The organism is Klebsiella sp. G-Nf4 (assembly GCF_002810615.1).
GTDB classification, from domain to species: Bacteria; Pseudomonadota; Gammaproteobacteria; order Enterobacterales; family Enterobacteriaceae; genus Klebsiella; species Klebsiella variicola.
This window is the reverse complement of sequence record NZ_PION01000005.1, coordinates 82,253-99,765: the sequence shown is the minus strand read 5'-3', so window position 1 is coordinate 99,765 and position 17,513 is coordinate 82,253. Positions and strand designations below refer to the sequence as shown.

At 60.5% G+C, this 17,513-nt stretch carries 15 protein-coding genes; 5 read left to right on the top strand and 10 right to left on the bottom strand.

What is annotated here, in order from left to right; genetic code table 11:
• Window positions 1–151: 151 nt before the first annotated feature.
• On the top strand, window positions 152–1,090 hold the full coding sequence (locus CWM57_RS12285; RefSeq protein ID WP_074386361.1) for a DMT family transporter: 939 nt from the start codon (window positions 152–154) through the stop codon (window positions 1,088–1,090).
• Between the two features lie 543 nt (window positions 1,091–1,633).
• Here CWM57_RS12285 and rutG read toward each other — a convergent pair.
• From rutG to rutA, 7 genes are read right to left on the bottom strand one after another with little or no spacing between them, the layout of a single operon-like run.
• Window positions 1,634–2,956, bottom strand: coding sequence for a pyrimidine utilization transport protein G (gene rutG / locus CWM57_RS12275; RefSeq protein ID WP_074386360.1), 1,323 nt, complete (start codon window positions 2,954–2,956; stop codon window positions 1,634–1,636).
• Window positions 2,957–2,977: 21 nt separating this feature from the next.
• Window positions 2,978–3,472 (bottom strand): NADH-dependent FMN reductase RutF, encoded by a 495-nt coding sequence (gene rutF / locus CWM57_RS12270; protein ID WP_012968592.1) that lies wholly within the window; start codon window positions 3,470–3,472, stop codon window positions 2,978–2,980.
• 10 nt (window positions 3,473–3,482) lie between these two features.
• Entirely contained in the window at window positions 3,483–4,073 is a 591-nt protein-coding gene (locus CWM57_RS12265) for a malonic semialdehyde reductase (RefSeq protein WP_002898814.1), read from the bottom strand.
• Window positions 4,073–4,873, bottom strand: a complete 801-nt coding sequence (rutD, locus tag CWM57_RS12260) for a pyrimidine utilization protein D (RefSeq protein WP_100675985.1) — start codon at window positions 4,871–4,873, stop codon at window positions 4,073–4,075. The genes CWM57_RS12265 and rutD overlap by 1 nt, the downstream gene beginning before the upstream one ends.
• Complete coding sequence (gene rutC / locus CWM57_RS12255; protein WP_100675984.1) at window positions 4,867–5,262, bottom strand: pyrimidine utilization protein C; 396 nt, start codon at window positions 5,260–5,262, stop codon at window positions 4,867–4,869. Before rutC ends, rutD begins: the two co-directional genes overlap by 7 nt.
• Window positions 5,255–5,965 (bottom strand): pyrimidine utilization protein B, encoded by a 711-nt coding sequence (rutB, locus tag CWM57_RS12250; protein ID WP_074386358.1) that lies wholly within the window; start codon window positions 5,963–5,965, stop codon window positions 5,255–5,257. Before rutB ends, rutC begins: the two co-directional genes overlap by 8 nt.
• On the bottom strand, window positions 5,965–7,056 hold the full coding sequence (rutA, locus tag CWM57_RS12245) for a pyrimidine utilization protein A (protein WP_004204507.1): 1,092 nt from the start codon (window positions 7,054–7,056) through the stop codon (window positions 5,965–5,967). The genes rutB and rutA overlap by 1 nt, the downstream gene beginning before the upstream one ends.
• 285 nt (window positions 7,057–7,341) lie before the next feature.
• Here rutA and rutR point away from each other — a divergent pair, with 285 nt between their 5' ends.
• The gene (gene rutR / locus CWM57_RS12240) at window positions 7,342–7,980 is read left to right on the top strand and encodes an HTH-type transcriptional regulator RutR (protein WP_047666343.1); all 639 of its coding nucleotides are present in this window, start codon (window positions 7,342–7,344) and stop codon (window positions 7,978–7,980) included.
• On the opposite strand, the gene CWM57_RS12235 is transcribed toward rutR, so the two are convergent.
• Together CWM57_RS12235 and putA are read right to left on the bottom strand one after the other, a co-directional pair.
• Entirely contained in the window at window positions 7,977–8,372 is a 396-nt protein-coding gene (locus tag CWM57_RS12235; RefSeq protein WP_074386357.1) for a lysozyme inhibitor LprI family protein, read from the bottom strand. The genes rutR and CWM57_RS12235 overlap by 4 nt on opposite strands.
• Window positions 8,373–8,690: 318 nt before the next feature.
• Window positions 8,691–12,653 (bottom strand): trifunctional transcriptional regulator/proline dehydrogenase/L-glutamate gamma-semialdehyde dehydrogenase, encoded by a 3,963-nt coding sequence (gene putA / locus CWM57_RS12230; protein WP_100675983.1) that lies wholly within the window; start codon window positions 12,651–12,653, stop codon window positions 8,691–8,693.
• Window positions 12,654–13,074: 421 nt separating this feature from the next.
• Here putA and putP point away from each other — a divergent pair, with 421 nt between their 5' ends.
• Both putP and CWM57_RS12220 read left to right on the top strand, forming a co-directional pair.
• Window positions 13,075–14,583 carry a sodium/proline symporter PutP gene (putP, locus tag CWM57_RS12225; RefSeq protein WP_008805945.1) on the top strand — a complete coding sequence of 503 codons (1,509 nt, stop codon included), beginning with the start codon at window positions 13,075–13,077 and terminating at the stop codon, window positions 14,581–14,583.
• 134 nt (window positions 14,584–14,717) lie between these two features.
• Window positions 14,718–15,152 (top strand): DUF3574 domain-containing protein, encoded by a 435-nt coding sequence (locus CWM57_RS12220; protein ID WP_061155108.1) that lies wholly within the window; start codon window positions 14,718–14,720, stop codon window positions 15,150–15,152.
• A gap of 31 nt (window positions 15,153–15,183) precedes the next feature.
• Here CWM57_RS12220 and CWM57_RS12215 read toward each other — a convergent pair whose 3' ends face one another.
• The gene (locus CWM57_RS12215) at window positions 15,184–16,368 is read right to left on the bottom strand and encodes a NupC/NupG family nucleoside CNT transporter (protein ID WP_016946978.1); all 1,185 of its coding nucleotides are present in this window, start codon (window positions 16,366–16,368) and stop codon (window positions 15,184–15,186) included.
• Between the two features lie 270 nt (window positions 16,369–16,638).
• Between CWM57_RS12215 and efeU the strand changes: the two genes are divergently transcribed.
• Window positions 16,639–17,469 carry an iron uptake transporter permease EfeU gene (efeU, locus tag CWM57_RS12210; RefSeq protein ID WP_008805948.1) on the top strand — a complete coding sequence of 277 codons (831 nt, stop codon included), beginning with the start codon at window positions 16,639–16,641 and terminating at the stop codon, window positions 17,467–17,469.
• The last annotated feature ends 44 nt before the right edge of the window (window positions 17,470–17,513 follow it).

Genomic DNA, 17,513 nt, shown 5'->3' with positions numbered 1-17,513 from the left:
CACTGTTCTCTTTGATGCGGTGTTAATCTCCCCCACCCAACCGCATCGCCCTCGCCGCCGGCATCTGCCGGCGGTTTTTTTATCTGTCGGTGGTTGCGCTCCCGCCGGGCGGATTGCACACTGGTCGCCCGTTAATCGTCATGGCTGTCTTATGTCTTCGTTAAAATTCTCCATTACCCGCCAGGAAGCGCTCCTTATCATGATCACCATGTTCTGGGGAGGGACGTTCCTTGCCGTGCAGTATGCGGTAAGCCTCAGCGGGCCGCTGTTTTTTGTCGGTCTGCGTTTCGCGACTGCCGCGCTGGCGGTGGGCCTGCTCTCGCTGCGCACCCTGCGCGGTCTGACGTGGCTGGAGGTGAAAGCGGGGGTGGCGATTGGCGTGGCGATTGCGCTGGGGTATGGCCTGCAGACCTGGGGACTGCAGTCGATCTCCAGCAGTAAGTCTGCCTTCATCACGGCGATGTATGTGCCGCTGGTGCCGCTGTTGCAGTGGCTGTGCCTGGGCCGTATGCCGGGGGTGATGTCCTGCGTGGGAATTGTGCTGGCCTTTATCGGTTTGATCCTGCTGGCCGGGCCGGAAAATAATCTGCTGGCGCTTGGCGTGGGGGAGATGATTACTCTGGCGAGCGCGCTGGCGATCGCCGCGGAGATTATCCTTATCAGCGCCTGGGCCGGGAAAGTCGATGTCCGCCGGGTGACGGTCGTGCAGCTGGCGACCGCGTCGCTGGTGGCTTTCGCCGCCATGAAGCCGGCGGGTGAGGCGGTTCCGCCGTTGACGCCGGCCCTGCTCGGCGTCGCGCTGGGGCTGGGGATTTTCAGCGCGATCATTCAGGTGACCATGAACTGGGCGCAGCGCAGCGTCTCGCCGACGCGGGCCACCCTTATCTATACTGGTGAACCGGTATGGGCCGGTATTTTTGGCCGGCTGGCCGGTGAGCGTCTGCCGCTGCTGGCTCTGCTCGGCTGCGTCTTGATCCTCGCAGGGGTGCTGGTGAGCGAGCTGAAGTGGAAGCGCAAGTCGCCGCCGCAGGTTTCCACAGACGACGATGCGCAGCCGCTCCCGGACCTGGCCGATCGCCGCGAGCCATAATTTTACGCTTCTGATCCGACAGCGGCGCTTATCCTGGCCCGGCTCTGACTGTCTCCAGGCCCGCGCAAGCGCAGCGCCGCCGGGCGATGGCATCAGGCACAGCGCTGCCTTTTATGCCGGGCGGCGGCTCACGCCTTGCCCGGCCTACGTTCGTGCGACCTGCCGTTAATTTATTCACCTTTCTTGCTGAAACTGCCGTTGCTGGCCGGAGCCCGGGGGTACAGGGGGTGGCGGCGACTGGCCGCCCCCTGTGCGCTCCCTGCGCCATGAGAGGCATAACGCAGAAGACCTGTCGGGAGCGCCATCTGCCCGGACATAACACAGAACAACCGTTTTTCCGGGGCGAAATCATTGCTAACCGATAACCCTATCGAATTATCCAGCTCCGGCCGTCAGTCGGCCCGTACAAGCGCAGCGCCGCCGGGCGGTCAGGCTCCGTACCTGCGGCGGTGCCGGATGGCGGCATAAATGCCTTATCCGGCCTACAGGCTCACACCACCCAGGCCCATACCGCTCCCTGCGCCAACGCCGCGCTAATGTGGCTTACACCGGCGTTACCCTGGCCTCCTTCGCTTCCCGCGTTCCGCGATGAAGCAGCGCGTGCAGCAGGATCGCCCCGAAGGTGGCCGTGCCAATCCCGCCCAGCGTAAAGCCGCCCACCGACAGCGCGAAATCCCCTGCGCCCAGCACCAGGGTCACCGACACCATGATCAGATTGCTGTTCTGGCTGAGGTCGACGCGGTTTTGCACCCAGATCCGCGCCCCGGCGACGGCAATTAAGCCAAACACCACGATCGAGGCGCCGCCGATCACCGGCCCGGGAATGGTGTGGATTAATGCGCCAAACTTCGGTGAGAAGCCCAGCAGCATCGCGATCAGCGCCGCGGCGACAAAGACCAACGTCGAATAGACCTTGGTCACCGCCATGACGCCAATGTTCTCCGCATAGGTCGTGACCCCGCTGCCGCCCACCGAGCCGGAGAGCATGGTCGCCAGCCCGTCGCCGACGAAGGCGCGCCCCATGTACGGGTCCATATTGCGCCCGGTCATCCCGGCGACGGCCTTCAGGTGCCCCAGGTTCTCAGCCACCAGGATCACGGCGACGGGCGCAATCAACATCATCGCCTGACCGTTAAAGGATGGGGTGGTAAAGTGCGGCAGCCCGAACCACTCCGCCTGGGCGAGGGAGGAAAAGTCCAGCGGTTTGCCAAGGCCAAAACCGTTCGCCAGCAGGGCGTACAGTGCGCAGGCGACGATCAGGCCGACCAGGATCAGCAGACGCTGCAGCATCCCGCGGGTAAATACCGCGACTATGCCGATGCAGAGCACGGTTAACACCGCCATCCAGCTGTCGAAGGCGCTGGCGGACACGCTGCGCACGGCAATCGGCGCCAGGTTCAGGCCGATTGCCATCACCACCGCGCCGGTCACCACCGGCGGCATCAGGCGCTCGATCCAGCGGGTGCCGATCTTCATCACTACCAGACCAATCAGGGTGTAAACCAGCCCGCAGGCGATGATCCCGCCAAGGGCGACGCTCAGATGAGGGTTCAGCCCCTGGCCGTTAAAGCCGGTAATGGCGATCACCACCCCGACAAAAGCGGCGCTGGAGCCGAGATAGCTCGGCACCCGTCCGCCGGTGACGACAAAGAACAGCAGGGTGCCGACGCCCGACATCAGAATCGACAGGTTGGGGTCGAGCCCCATCAACAACGGCATCAGCACCGTCGCGCCGAACATCGCAACGGCGTGCTGCACGCCCATCACCAGCGTTTGTCCGGCCGACAAGCGTTCATCGGGGGCGACAACGCCGGACTCAGCGGCGGGGGAGGTCAACTTCCAGCGAGGAAAATCGAAGAGTGCCATGATGATATCCCGGGTTAAAGGTTAACAAGCGGGTCGCATAAGCGTGTGATAACCGCGGTCAAACCACATCAGTCCCCGGGGTTCCGGGTGACGGGTAATGGCCACGACGTGACAAAACAGGATGTCGTGCGTGCCGACGCTGACGCGCTGGTCGATACGGCAGTCAAAGCTGACCAGCGCCGCCTCCAGCCGCGGACAGCCGGTGGCGCCAGTCTGCCAGTCGGCGGCGGCAAAACGCTCGTCCATTGCCGTTTTACCGCCAAACAGCGTCGACAGGGCCTCCTGTCCGGCCGCCAGGGTATTGACGCACAGCGTGTGGTGTTCGCTGAACACCGGCCACACCGAGGCTGAGCGGTTCAGGCAGACCAGCAGGGTCGGCGGCGTGTCGGTAACGCTGCAGACCGCGCTGGCGGTGAACCCCGCCCGGCCCGCCGGGCCATCGGTGGTAATAATGTTAACCGCGGCGCCGACGTGGGCCATGGCGTCACGAAAACTCGCTTTGTCCGCTAACTCCATCGCCAACTCCTTATGCCAGTAGGCAGGCTTCATCAAAGGACAGACGCGGCAGGCGACCATACAGCTTGCCGGGGTCGCCATAGCCGATATTTACCAGCAGGTTGCTTTTCCAGCCGTTGTCGGCGAAAAACGCCGCGTCGACTTTTTCCCGGTCAAAACCGGACATCGGCCCGGTGTCGAGGCCCAGCGCGCGGCAGGCGAAAATCAGGTACGCCGCCTGCAGCGAGCTGTTGCGAAACGCGGTCTCTTCCGCCAGCTGCGGGCTGGAGGTAAACCAGCTGCGGGCGTCACCGTGGGGAAACAGGGTCGGCAGCCGGTCGTAGAAGGCGCTATCCCATGCCACGATGGCGGTCACCGGCGCCTGCATGGTTTTCTGCAGATTGCCGCTGGAGAGCGTTGGGCGGAGCTTCTCTTTGCCTTCCGCGCTACGGACGAACACGATGCGCGCCGGCGAACAGTTGGCGGAGGTAGGCCCCATTTTCATCAGGTCCCAGACGGCCTGCAGTTGCGCGTCGCTCACCGGCTTATCCAGCCAGCCGTTGTGGGTCCGGGCCTGGGTAAACAGCGTCTCGCAGGCCGTGTGGTTTATCGCGTCGTTCATTAGATCTCCCTGGCGACCGGCAGCATAGCGGCCAGCCCGTCGCATAAAATGGTATTAAACGTATCGGCGTCGGTGACGTTACAGGCATGGCCGCCCCACGGCATCTCCACATGCTGGCTGCCGGGGATCGCCGCCTGCAGCACGCGGGAGCAGGAGGCCGGGACCAGCAGGTCGTCAGCGGCGCTGACAATCAGCGTCGGACAGGCAATGGCCGCCGCACGGCGTGAAAAATCAGCCTGCTTCAGGGCCTGCAGTCGCTTCAGCAGATTATCCTTGCCCTGAAAATGACTGATGGCAAGCGCATCTTCCGCTTCGAGGCGCGGCAGGCGCGCGGCCATCCATTCCGCCGGGTAGAGAAACAGCGGTTGCGCTTCAACCCACGCCTGCGCGCCGCCGGCATGCAGCAGACGCTCGCGCACCAGGAAGCAGCGGCGGGTATGCGGCGACAGCGTCAGCCAGCCGTTGACCAGCACCAGGGCGCTCACCGCCTCGGGGCGATCGAGCGCCAGCTGCAGGCCAATCAACGCCCCCAGGGCGTGGCCCACCAGCGCAAAGCGGGTGATCCCCGCCGCCTGCAGGGCGCTGAACAGCTCCCCGGCCATCGTCGCCATGCTGTAGTCGGCGGGCAGCGGGCCGGCGTTTTCCCCGGTCCCGTTATGGTCATAACTCACCAACTGATACTGTGCCTCCAGCGCCGCGCGCTGCGCCAGCCAGTAGCCGCCGCCCCCGCCAAGGCCGGCGCTGAGGACCACCACCGGCGCGCCGGGCCATGGGGCTGGAGCAATATTGAGCCTCAGCATGTCGGGGTGCCGATATGGGCGACGCTGGCGATTTCCACCAGCGCATCAGGCTTCACCAGCCCGCACTGAATGCAGAAGCGCGCCGGTTTATCGCCGGGGAAGAACTCGGCGTAGACCTCGTTAATCGCGGCGTAATTTGTCCAGTCGGTGATAAAGATGCTGTTGAAAGTCACATCCGCCATACTCCCGCCCGCCGTTTCGATAACGCTCTTGATGGTCTCCAGCACGTGGCGGGTTTGCGCCTTTGGGTCGCCGATGTGCACCACATTGTTTTGCTTATCAAACGGCAGGGTGCCCGAGACGTAGACCACCCCGTCGGCGAGCGTCCCCGGAACAAAGGGGGCAATCGGCGTGGTGGTGCCTGGCGGAATAATCACCTGTTTAGGCATAACGTTTCTCCTTGGCTAAAGACAGCGGGGTGGCGGGGGACAGCGCGTGGCAGAAACTCTCGACGTCGCTGACCCAGCCGAAAAAGGTTTCAATATTGAACAGCGCCGCCTGCTGGGCGAAGGCCGGCCCGGCCTGATGGGTGGCATCCTCCAGCACGATGCCGAAGTATTCGAGAAAGAAGCCATCGCGCAGCGTCGATTCGACGCAGACGTTGGTGGCGATCCCGGTGAACACCAGGTGGCGTATGCCGCGGCTGCGCAAAATGCTGTCGAGCGGGGTGTTAAAGAAGCCGCTGTAACGCGGTTTCGGCAACACGATGTCGCCTTCCTGCGGCTTCAGCTCGTCCACCAGCTGATAATCCCAGCCGCCTTTCGCCAGCAGCTTGCCCTGCAATTCCGGACGCTGACGCATCGTTTTCAGCGCGTTGGACTTGTGATAGTTCGGCGAGCCCGGGCCGCCAGCTTCAACATACTGGTCATCCCAGCCATTCTGGAACCAGATAATCAGCATACCCGCGGCGCGGGCGGCGGCGACGGCGGTATTAATATTGTCGATAACCGGCCGGGTGGCGGAGACGTCAAAGCCGGCGAGATCTAGATAACCGCCCTGGCTGGCGTAGGCGTTCTGCATATCGACCACAATCAGCGCGCTCTGCTGCGGCGTGAAGGTCAGGGATTCCGGGCGAGCGGGAAGGGTAATCATCAGGCCACCTCACGAGTAACAGGAGCAATGTGGTCCCGGCAGCGCATCAGCGGCTGAATGCGTTCGCCAAAGGCGTCGATGCCGGCAAGAAAATCATCAAAGGTCAGCAGCACGCCGTCGGTACCGGGCACGCTCGCCACTTCATCGAGCATCCGCGCGACGCTGGCATACGATCCGACAAGGGTGCCCATGTTAATGTTGACCGCCGAGGTGGGGTCGGCCATCTGGCGCACGTTGGTATCGCTGCCGGAGCGGGTGTCTTTCTGACTCTGCTCGGTGAGCCACGCCAGCGCTTCTTCATCGGCGCCCGCTTTGTAATGTTCCCATTTGGCGCGCGCCGCCTCGTCGGTTTCGTCGGCGATCACCATAAACAGCACATAGGACCCTACGTCGCGGCCGGTTTTTTCCGCCGCCTGCATCATGCGCGCGGCGGTTGGGGCAAAGGCCGTTGGCGTGTTGACTCCTTTGCCAAAGCAGAAGTTGTAGTCCGCGTGCTGAGCGGAGAAGGCCATACCGGCATCGCTCTGCCCGGCGCAGATCACCTTCATCGGCTGCGAAGGGCGCGGGCTGACCCGGCAGTCGTTCATGGTGAAGTAGTCACCTTTGAAATCGCTGCGCCCGGTGCCCCACAGGTCACGGAGCACCTGAACGTATTCGGTGAGATAGTCATAGCGGCTGGCGAAATAGTCATCTCCCGGCCACATGCCCATCTGGTCATATTCCGGTTTTTGCCAGCCGGTCACCAGATTGACGCCAAACCGACCGCCGGAGATGGAGTCGATAGTGGAGGCCATCCGGGCGACAATCGCCGGCGGCAGCGTCAGGGTGGCGGCGGTGGCGTAGATCTGGATCTTCGAGGTCACCGCCGCCAGGCCGGCCATCAGGGTGAAGGACTCCAGGTTGTGATCCCAGAACTCGGTTTTCCCGCCGAAGCCGCGCAGCTTGATCATGGAGAGCGCGAAGTCGAAATGGTAGTGCTCGGCTTTCTGCACGATAGCCTTATTCAGTTCGAAGGTCGGCATATACTGCGGGGCATGAGTAGAGATCAGCCAGCCGTTGTTGCCAATGGGAACGAAAACACCAATTTTCATACCTACCTCTCTGCAGTCATGGAAGATGGAATTGCGGTGGTGCGGCATCCTGCCTCTCCCTGGACCACCTTGCAGAAGAGCTAAAGCAAACGCGATGCCAGTTTTATAAATGCCAATGTTATTAATGTGTTACTTTTGAGTTGCTAAAAAGGACGATAAAAAAGTGGACTGGATGGTCAAAATCAGTGCACGAAAAAACGGCAGTCATGCGCAATCAGGGTGCACGGGGTCGTGTCGGCGCAGGGCTTTTGCTATGCTGGTGGCGTCAACTGAAGGAGAGGATGTATGACACAGGGCGCGGTGAAGAAAAACGGCAAACGTTCACAAGCGGTAAGCGCCAAAAAGGAGGCCATCCTGGCCGCCGCGCTGGAGGCATTTTCGCAATTTGGTATTCACGGTACGCGACTGGAGCAAGTGGCTGAGCGCGCCGGGGTATCGAAAACCAATCTGCTCTATTACTACCCTTCGAAAGAGGCGCTGTATGTGGCTGTCCTGCAGCAGATCCTCGCCATCTGGCTGGCGCCGCTGAAGGCGTTTCGCGAGGATATCAGCCCGCTGGTGGCGATCCGCGAATATATTCGCCTGAAGCTGGAGGTGTCCCGCGATCATCCCCAGGCCTCGAAGCTGTTCTGCCTCGAGATGCTGCAGGGGGCGCCGCTGCTGATGGGCGAACTGACCGGGGACCTGAAAGCGCTGGTCGATGAGAAATCGGCGATTGTCTCCGGCTGGATCGACCGCGGCAAGCTGGCGCCGGTCGATCCGCAGCATTTAATCTTTATGATCTGGGCCACCACCCAGCATTACGCCGACTTCGCTACCCAGGTGGAGGCAGTCACCGGCGCCACGCTGCAGGACGCGGCCTTTTTTGAACAAACGGTCGATAATGTCCAGCGGATGATTATCGAAGGCATTCGCGTCCGTTAATTGGCCGGTGGCAGTGGGCAGCTTTGATCGCCATCCTCGCACTGCAGTAGCGAGGAGAGGAATGACTCCCGCTCCACGCTCTTATCGGTCATGCACTGGCTTACCAGCATCGGCTGCATGCTGCCGCCTTCGGCGCCGGACGCGAGGAAGGCGCAATCGGCGTCGCGCAGGGCGATCCATGCCTGCTGCGCCTGCTTCAGTAATGTCTGTTGTTTACCCACCGCGCGCTGCAGGGCCTGCTGCCAGGTGTCATTCAGTTTTTTGTCGGCCGCCTGAAACTGCGCGGCCGCGCACTGATTCATTTCGGTTTGGGTATTGGCGTTGCTGCACTCGTCTGCCAGCGCCGCGCCGCTGGCCAGCAGGGCCATCACGGCAAATAACGTGCGTTTCATTGTTCTGCTCCCATAAAAAAGGCTCCCGTCCGGGAGCCTTAATTAAACACAGCTGACGTCGGCTGTCATTAGCTGATCACTGCGCCGATTTCCCGGATGGCGGCGCACAGCGCCTTATCCGGGCTACCTCGTTGTATTGTTATGTTGTCGGGTGGCGCTACGCTTACCCGACCTACAATACTGGCCGCCCCCCGTGCCATGAGACAGGTAGCCCCGGTAAGCGCAGCGCCACCGGGGATGATCACAGCGCCTTATCCGGGCTACCCTTTGGCGGTGGTAGGTAGCCCCGGTAAGCGTAGCGCCACCGGGGAGCCTGTTTTAGCCGATGGTCATCAGGCTGGCGTTACCGCCTGCCGCCGCGGTGTTAACGCTCAGCGAACGCTCGATATACAGCCGCTCCAGCAGCAGGTTGGTTTCGCCGCGGGCGAAGCCCTGCACCGAGACTATCGCCCCGTCGCGTGCCGCCACCTGCTCGCACAGCTCGCGCAGCTGGTCGGAATCGCCGTGGTAGATAACCGCGTCGAAGGCCTGGCCAGGTAACTGCTCCGCTTTGGCAAAGCGAATTCGCTCGCTGACGTCCCGCGGCAGCTTCTTCGCCAAATCGCGCTGCAGGGCGCTGTCCGGCCACAGTACTTCACAACCCACCGCCAACGCGGCCGCCAGCTGGATCAGCGCATCCTGCTCGTTATCCGCGACGCACAGCACACGGTCGCGCGGCATCAGCGTCAGGGTATTGCGCTCGCCGGTTGGCCCAGGCAGCAGGCGTTGGGTACCGCTTTGCGCCTGCTCGCTGTACTGCTGGCACAGCGCCTGTAGCTCAGGACGGCCCGCCGCCCACTGCTGCAGCGCCAGGAGTGGTTTTTCCAGCAGCGTTTTCAGCTGGGCGTCCAGCGGGCGCTCCGCATCCTGGCGGGAGAAGGTCACGCCAACCGCGCCTTGTGGACGGCTGGAGAGCAGACGGTACAGGTACAGCGGACCGCCGGCTTTCGGACCGGTACCGGACAACCCTTCGCCGCCGAACGGCTGCACGCCGACCACGGCGCCAACCATATTGCGGTTGACGTACAGGTTGCCCACCTTCGCACTGCCGGTGACCTGGGCGATGGTCTCGTCGATGCGGGTATGCACGCCGAGGGTCAGGCCATAGCCAGAGGCGTTAATCTGCTCGACCAGTTTGTCCAGCTCGTTACGGTTATAGCGCACCACGTGCAGTACCGGGCCGAAGACCTCTTTTTTCAGCTCGTCGAAGCTATCGAGTTCGATAAGCGTCGGCGGCACGAAGGTCCCGTGGCGCCATTCGCTTGCGTCTTCGCTATTCTCGCGCACCGCCTGGTAGACGGTGCGTCCTTTGGCGCGCATCGCCTGAATATGGCGTTCAATATTCTCTTTCGCTTCCGCATCGATAACCGGGCCGATGTCGGTGGTCAGCCGGCCCGGGTTACCCATCCGGCACTCGCTCATGGCGCCGCGCAGCATGGTCAAGGTATGGTCGGCGACCTCTTCCTGCAGGCAGAGGACGCGCAAGGCGGAGCAGCGCTGGCCGGCGCTGTCGAACGCGGAAGCCAGGACGTCGATCACCACCTGCTCGGTCAGCGCCGACGAGTCGACGATCATCGCGTTCATCCCGCCGGTTTCGGCGATCAGCGGTGTCGGGCGACCCTGGGGATCGAGGCGGCTGGCAATATTGCGCTGCAGCAGCGTCGCCACTTCGGTGGAGCCGGTGAACATCACGCCGCGTACGCGCTCATCGGAGGTTAGCGCGGCGCCCACGGTCTCCCCGCGGCCCGGCAGCAGTTGAATAACGCCTGGCGGCACGCCGGCCTCCAGCAGAATCGCCACGCCCTGGGCGGCGATAAGCGGCGTCTGCTCTGCCGGTTTCGCCAGCACGCTATTGCCGGCCGCCAGCGCGGCGGCAATCTGGCCGGTGAAGATCGCCAGCGGGAAGTTCCACGGGCTGATACAGACCACCGGGCCCAGCGGGCGGTGGGTTTCATTATCGAAATCGTCGCGCACCTGGCCGGCGTAATAGTGCAGGAAGTCGACGGCTTCGCGCACTTCAGCGATGGCGTTGCTGAAGGTTTTACCCGCTTCGCGCACCAGGATCCCCATCAGGGTCGGCATCTGGCTTTCCATCAGCACCGCGGCGCGCTCAAGAATGGCGGCGCGCTCCTGCGGCGGGGTGGCGAACCAGATCGGCGCATTGTTGATAGCGCTGGTCAGCGCCTGCTGGACTTCGGCGTCGCTGGCTTCGCGGACGTAGCCGACGATATCTTTCGGTTCTGCCGGATTAACCACCGGCTGCATTTCGCCTTCGGCCACCGGCTGCTCCAGCATCGGCAATGCCTGCCATTTATGCAGCGCGCTGTTGAGCAGGGAAGAGGAGAGGGAGGCCAGACGGTGCTCGTTCGCCAGATCGAGACCGGCGGAGTTGCTCCGGCCGCTGCCGTAGAGATCGCGCGGCAGCGGGATTTTCGGATGCGGCAGGCCGGCCTGGCCTTCCTGCTGCGCCAGTTTTTCTACCGCGCTGACCGGGTCGGCCACCAGCTCGTCCAGCGGCAGGGTATTGTCCGCGATACGGTTGACGAAGGAGGTATTGGCGCCGTTTTCCAGCAGACGGCGCACCAGATACGCCAGCAGCGTTTCGTGGGTGCCCACCGGGGCGTAGATCCGGCACGGACGGTTCAGTTTGCCGTCGGCGACTTTGCCTACCACCTGCTCGTACAGCGGTTCGCCCATACCGTGCAGGCACTGGAATTCATACTGACCCGGGTAGTAGTTCTGGCCCGCCAGCTGGTAGATAGCCGCCAGGGTATGGGCGTTGTGGGTGGCGAACTGCGGGTAAATCAGGTTCGGCACCGCCAGCAGTTTTTTCGCGCAGGCGAGGTAGGAGACGTCGGTATAAACCTTGCGGGTGTAAACCGGATAGCCTTCGAGGCCTTCCATCTGCGCGCGTTTGATTTCGCTATCCCAGTAGGCGCCTTTCACCAGACGGATCATCAGGCGACGACGGCTGCGGGTCGCGAGGTCGATCAGGGCATCGATGACGAACGGACAGCGCTTCTGGTAGGCCTGGATCACGAAGCCGATGCCGTTCCAGCCGGCCAGCTCCGGTTCGAAACAGAGTTTTTCCAGCAGATCGAGGGAGATCTCCAGGCGATCGGCCTCTTCGGCGTCGATATTGATGCCGATATCGTACTGGCGCGCCAGCAGGGTCAGCGATTTCAGACGCGGGTAAAGCTCTTCCATCACCCGGTCATACTGCGCGCGGCTGTAGCGCGGATGCAGCGCGGAGAGTTTAATCGAGATGCCCGGGCCTTCATAAATGCCGCGGCCGTTGGAGGCTTTGCCGATGGCGTGGATCGCCTGCTGATAAGAGACCATATAGGCCTGGGCATCGGCGGCGGTGAGCGCCGCTTCGCCGAGCATATCGTAGGAATAGCGGAACCCTTTTTCTTCCAGATTGCGGGCGTTAGCCAGCGCTTCGGCGATGGTTTCGCCAGTAACGAACTGCTCGCCCATCAGGCGCATCGCCATATCGACGCCTTTGCGGATCAGGGGTTCGCCGCTCTTGCCGATGATGCGGTTCAGCGAGCGGGAGAGGCTGGTCTCGTTATGGGTCGACACCAGTTTGCCGGTAAACAGCAGCCCCCAGGTGGCGGCGTTGACGAACAGCGACGGGCTGCGGCCGATATGCGACTGCCAGTTGCCATTGCTGATTTTGTCGCGGATCAGCGCATCGCGGGTGGCTTTATCCGGAATACGCAGCAGGGCTTCCGCCAGGCACATCAGCGCCACCCCTTCCTGTGAAGAAAGGGAGAACTCCTGCAGCAGACTCTGCACCATGCCGGCGCGGCCGCTGGCGGTTTTCTGGTTGCGCAGTTTTTCCGCCAACTGATACGCCAGCTTGTGTGCCTGTTCGCCCAGCGGCTGCGGCAGACGGGCCTGCTCCAGCAGCATCGGTACCGCGTCGGTTTCCGGACGTCGCCAGGCGGCGGTGATCGCTGCGCGGCTCACCGACTGCGGCAGGATCTGCTCGGCAAATTCGAGGAACGGCTGATACGGTTCTTCCGCCGGGGAACCTGCTTCATCGCTTTCATTGGCGGCGCCGGAGAGCAGGGCCGGCAGCTCAGGCAGCGTCTCGTCGTTCTCCAGTTTTTCCAGATAATTGAAGATGGCCTGTTTAATCAGCCAGTGCGGCGTGCGGTCAATACGGCTCGCGGCGGACTTAATGCGCTCGCGGGTGGCGTCGTCAAGCTTAACACCCATGGTGGTGGTGCCCATGCTCAGAACTCCTGTCATTTATCGTTAGGCTTATGCGGTTGCATGGAAATATCCACCATGTTGCAACTTTGTGCAACCTTGTTAATTGTGGCTTGTGACGCAAGCCGTGAAATGGCGGATTTGTTAAAAATAATACTCAAAATAGCAGAATTTTAACCCCGGCCTCATAGGGTATTTGTATGCGTGAGTTAACACTTTTTTTTGGTGCAACCTTTAAAAACGTGAGAGAGTGCAACCTCTAAAAAAATGACGTTTTGCGCTGCCGGGTTTTCGTGTAAATGCTGTGTTAAATCATTTGTGAAAAACCGAAGCTTCCGTCAGGATACGGTCGCCCAATTAAACAACGCACCATTACCCCGTTCCGGTAGTGGAAAAAACGACAAAGCGGGACGCTGTCGATAAAAAATTCTGGAGACTTTGCATGGCTATTAGCACACCGATGCTGGTGACATTTATTGTTTATATTTTTGGTATGGTTTTAATCGGGTTTATTGCCTGGCGTTCGACCAAAAACTTCGATGATTATATTCTCGGCGGGCGGAGTCTGGGGCCATTTGTGACCGCGCTTTCCGCGGGGGCGTCGGATATGAGCGGCTGGCTGCTGATGGGACTGCCGGGAGCGATTTTCCTCTCCGGGATTTCCGAAAGCTGGATCGCCATTGGTTTAACGCTGGGGGCGTGGATTAACTGGAAGCTGGTGGCCGGTCGCCTGCGCGTGCATACCGAGGTGAATAATAACGCCCTGACGCTGCCCGATTATTTTACCGGCCGTTTTGAAGATAAAAGCCGGGTGCTGAGAATTATTTCGGCGTTGGTTATTCTGCTGTTCTTTACCATCTATTGCGCCTCGGGAATTGTGGCGGGGGCGCGTCTGTTTGAAAGCACCTTCGGTATGAGTTATGAAACCGCACTGTGGGCCGGGGCGGCGGCGACGATTATCTATACCTTCGTCGGCGGCTTCCTCGCCGTCAGCTGGACCGATACCGTGCAGGCCAGCCTGATGATTTTTGCCCTGATCCTCACCCCGGTGATCGTGATTATTTCCGTCGGCGGCTTTGGTGATTCGCTGGAAGTCATTAAACAAAAGAGCATCGAAAATATCGACATGCTCAAGGGGCTGAACTTCGTGGCGATTATTTCGCTGATGGGCTGGGGGCTGGGCTATTTCGGCCAGCCGCATATTCTGGCGCGCTTTATGGCGGCGGATTCGCACCACAGTATCGTTCACGCACGTCGCATCAGTATGACCTGGATGATCCTGTGCCTGGCGGGCGCAGTGGCCGTTGGCTTCTTTGGGATTGCCTACTTCAATAACAACCCGAGCCTGGCGGGCGCGGTTAACCAGAACGCTGAGCGCGTGTTTATCGAACTGGCGCAAATCCTGTTTAATCCGTGGATTGCCGGGATCCTGCTGTCGGCGATTCTGGCGGCGGTGATGTCCACCCTGAGCTGTCAGCTGCTGGTCTGCTCCAGCGCGATTACTGAAGATCTGTATAAAGCGTTCCTGCGCAAAAACGCCGGCCAGAAAGAGCTGGTGTGGGTGGGGCGTATGATGGTGTTGGTGGTTGCCCTGGTGGCGATTGCCCTGGCGGCCAATCCGGAAAACCGCGTACTGGGACTGGTGAGCTACGCCTGGGCTGGCTTCGGCGCCGCCTTTGGTCCGGTGGTGCTGTTCTCGGTGATGTGGTCACGCATGACCCGTAACGGCGCGCTGGCGGGGATGGTGATTGGCGCCCTGACCGTGATCGTCTGGAAGCAGTTTGGCTGGCTGGGCCTGTATGAAATTATTCCGGGCTTTATCTTCGGTAGCCTGGGGATTGTGGTCTTTAGCCTGCTGGATAAAGCGCCGTCGGCCAGCATGCAGCAGCGCTTCGCCGAAGCGGATGCCCACTACCATACGCCGCCGCCGGTACGCGCCACGGCTGAGTAAGGTCATCTGACGCTCACGAGCCCGCCGCTGGCGGGCTTTTTTTTGCCTGTTGCCGGGTCCGAATATTATAACCCTTGCTAATTATTTGAAAATCCGCTGATATTTCCTGACTAATAACAATGAGGATAGCAAAGATGACGTTCAGACAGGGTGCAATGGCGCTGGTGCTGGCAGGGTTACTCAGCGGCTGCGTGGCGGGTGGAAGTTCGTCGACCCGCGCGGCGAAGCCCGGCGCCTGCCCGGCGGATCGGTCCATGGTGCAAACCACGCTTTACTTCGGCCTGAGCCGCCCGGCGGGGAAAGACATCACCGCTGAAGAGTGGCAACAGTTTGTCGACCGCGACGTCACGCCGCGCTTTCGCGATGGGCTGACGGTGTTTGATGCCCGCGGCCAGTGGCTGGGCCAGAATGGTCAGGTGGTGCGGGAGCAGAGTAAGGCGCTGATGGTGATCCATGGCAACGATGCGCAGAGCGAGGCAGGCATTGAAGCCCTGCGCCAGGGCTATAAATCACGCTTCGCGCAGGAGTCGGTGATGCGTGTCGACCAGCCGGTCTGCGTGCAGTTCTGAGTAAACGGCGGGGGCAGCCCCGCCGTTTGTCTTACAGGACCAGCCCGGCAAAGCTGGCGGAAAGCAGGCTCACCAGCGTGGCGCTATACACCAGCCGCAGGCCGAAGCGGGAGACGATATTGCCCTGCGGTTCATTCAGGCCTTTGATCGCCCCGGCGATAATGCCGATCGAGGCAAAGTTGGCAAACGACACCAGGAAGACCGAGAGAATGCCGAGCCCGCGCGGCGTCATGCTGGCGGCAATCTTTTGCAGCTCAATCATCGCCACAAATTCGTTAGCGACCAGTTTGGTGGCCATGATGCTGCCGGCGTTCAGCGCATCGCTCAGCGGGATGCCGATAAGCCAGGCCAGCGGATAAAAGACATAGCCGAGGATCTGCTGGAAGCTGAGACCAAACAGGGTAGCGAACAGCGCGTTAATGGCGCTGATCAGGGCGATAAAGCCGATCAGCATCGCCAGAATAATCATCGCCACTTTAAAGCCGGCCAGAATATATTCCCCGAGCATTTCAAAGAAACTCTGCGATTCGTGTAGCTTCTCGAGTTTTATTTCCTGCTCGCTGCCCGGCCGCGTCGGGTTAATCACCGACAGCACGATAAAGGTACTGAACATATTCAGGATCAGCGCTGCGACGACATATTTGGCGTCCAGCATGGTCATATAGGCGCCGACGATCGACAGTGACACGGTCGACATGGCCGTCGCCGCCATGGTGAACAGTCGGCGTGAGGAGAGGTCGCCCAGCACGCCTTTATAGGCGATGAAGTTCTCCGACTGGCCGAGGATCAGCGAGCTGACGGCGTTGAAAGATTCCAGCTTACCCATGCCGTTTACCTTCGACAGCAGGGTACCGATGACACGAATGAAAATCGGCAGGATCCGCCAGTGCTGAAGAATACCAATCAGCGCGGAAATAAACACAATCGGACACAGGACGCCAAGGAAAATAAAGGCTAACCCTTTTTCGCTCATGCCGCCAAAGACGAAATTGGTCCCTTCAGCGGCAAAGCCTAACAGTGAAGCAAAAAAGCCGGAGATATTTTTCACCAGCCACAGGCCGCTTTCTGCGTGCAGGAAAAAGAAGGCGAGCGCTATTTCGATAATAATCAACTGGAGAATGTAACGAATACGAATTTTTTGTCTGTCGTAGCTGACAAGCCAGGCCAGGGCGAGGATCACCACCAGCGCCAGCAGGAAATGAAAAAATGCAGTCATGTTGTTCTTTTCGCAGGTCAATAAGGCCGCCATTTAGCCATAGCCGCTGCCACGGGTAAATATCTGGCGTAAAAAATCCTTTGCTTATTCTTTTCCCTCATAACAGGCGAATATTTTCGTAAGTCATTATTTGCCAGCGATTTATTTACAGATAGTCATCATTCTCTAAACATTTCGCTTGTGTTTCTGAGTATTGTAATGATAATCACTATCATAAATATTACCTGTTTTTGCATTCGTTGACGGTGCTTTACATTTAAGGGTATTGGCATGTTTGTCCCATTTCTCATTATGTTACGCGAAGGCCTTGAGGCGGCGCTGATTGTCAGCCTGATCGCCAGCTATCTGAAACGCACCCAGCGCGGCAACTGGATTGGCGTGATGTGGATTGGCGTGATCCTCGCGGCGGCGCTGTGTCTTGGCTTAGGCATTTTTATCAACGAAACCACCGGGGAATTTCCTCAGCGCGAACAGGAGTTGTTCGAGGGGATCGTCGCGGTCATCGCGGTGGTGATCCTGACGTGGATGGTTTTCTGGATGCGCAATGTCTCGCGCAACGTTAAACAGCAACTGGAGCAGGCCGTGGACAAGGCGCTGCAGCGCGGCAATCACCACGGCTGGGCGCTGGTGATGATGGTCTTTTTCGCCGTTGCCCGTGAGGGGCTGGAGTCGGTCTTCTTTCTGCTGGCGGCATTCCAGCAGGATGTCGGCATCTGGCCGCCGCTGGGGGCGCTGCTGGGCCTGGCCACGGCAATCGTGCTGGGCTTCCTGCTCTACTGGGGCGGTATCCGCCTTAACCTCGGCGTGTTCTTCAAATGGACCAGCCTGTTTATTCTGCTGGTGGCCGCTGGCCTGGCCGCGGGGGCGATCCGCGCCTTCCACGAGGCTGGCCTGTGGAACCTGTTCCAGGATACCGCCTTCGATCTGAGCAACGTGCTGTCGACGCATACGCTGTTCGGCACGCTGCTTGAAGGGATCTTCGGCTACCAGGAGACCCCGAGCGTTAGCGAAGTGGCGGTCTATCTGCTTTATCTGATCCCGGCGCTGGTGCTGTTTGCCCTGCCGCCGCGGAATAATACCACTGCCTCGCGGGCTGCCTGACCGGGCGCTGCGAGCGTATAAGCGACACTCTACTTACCGAAAGG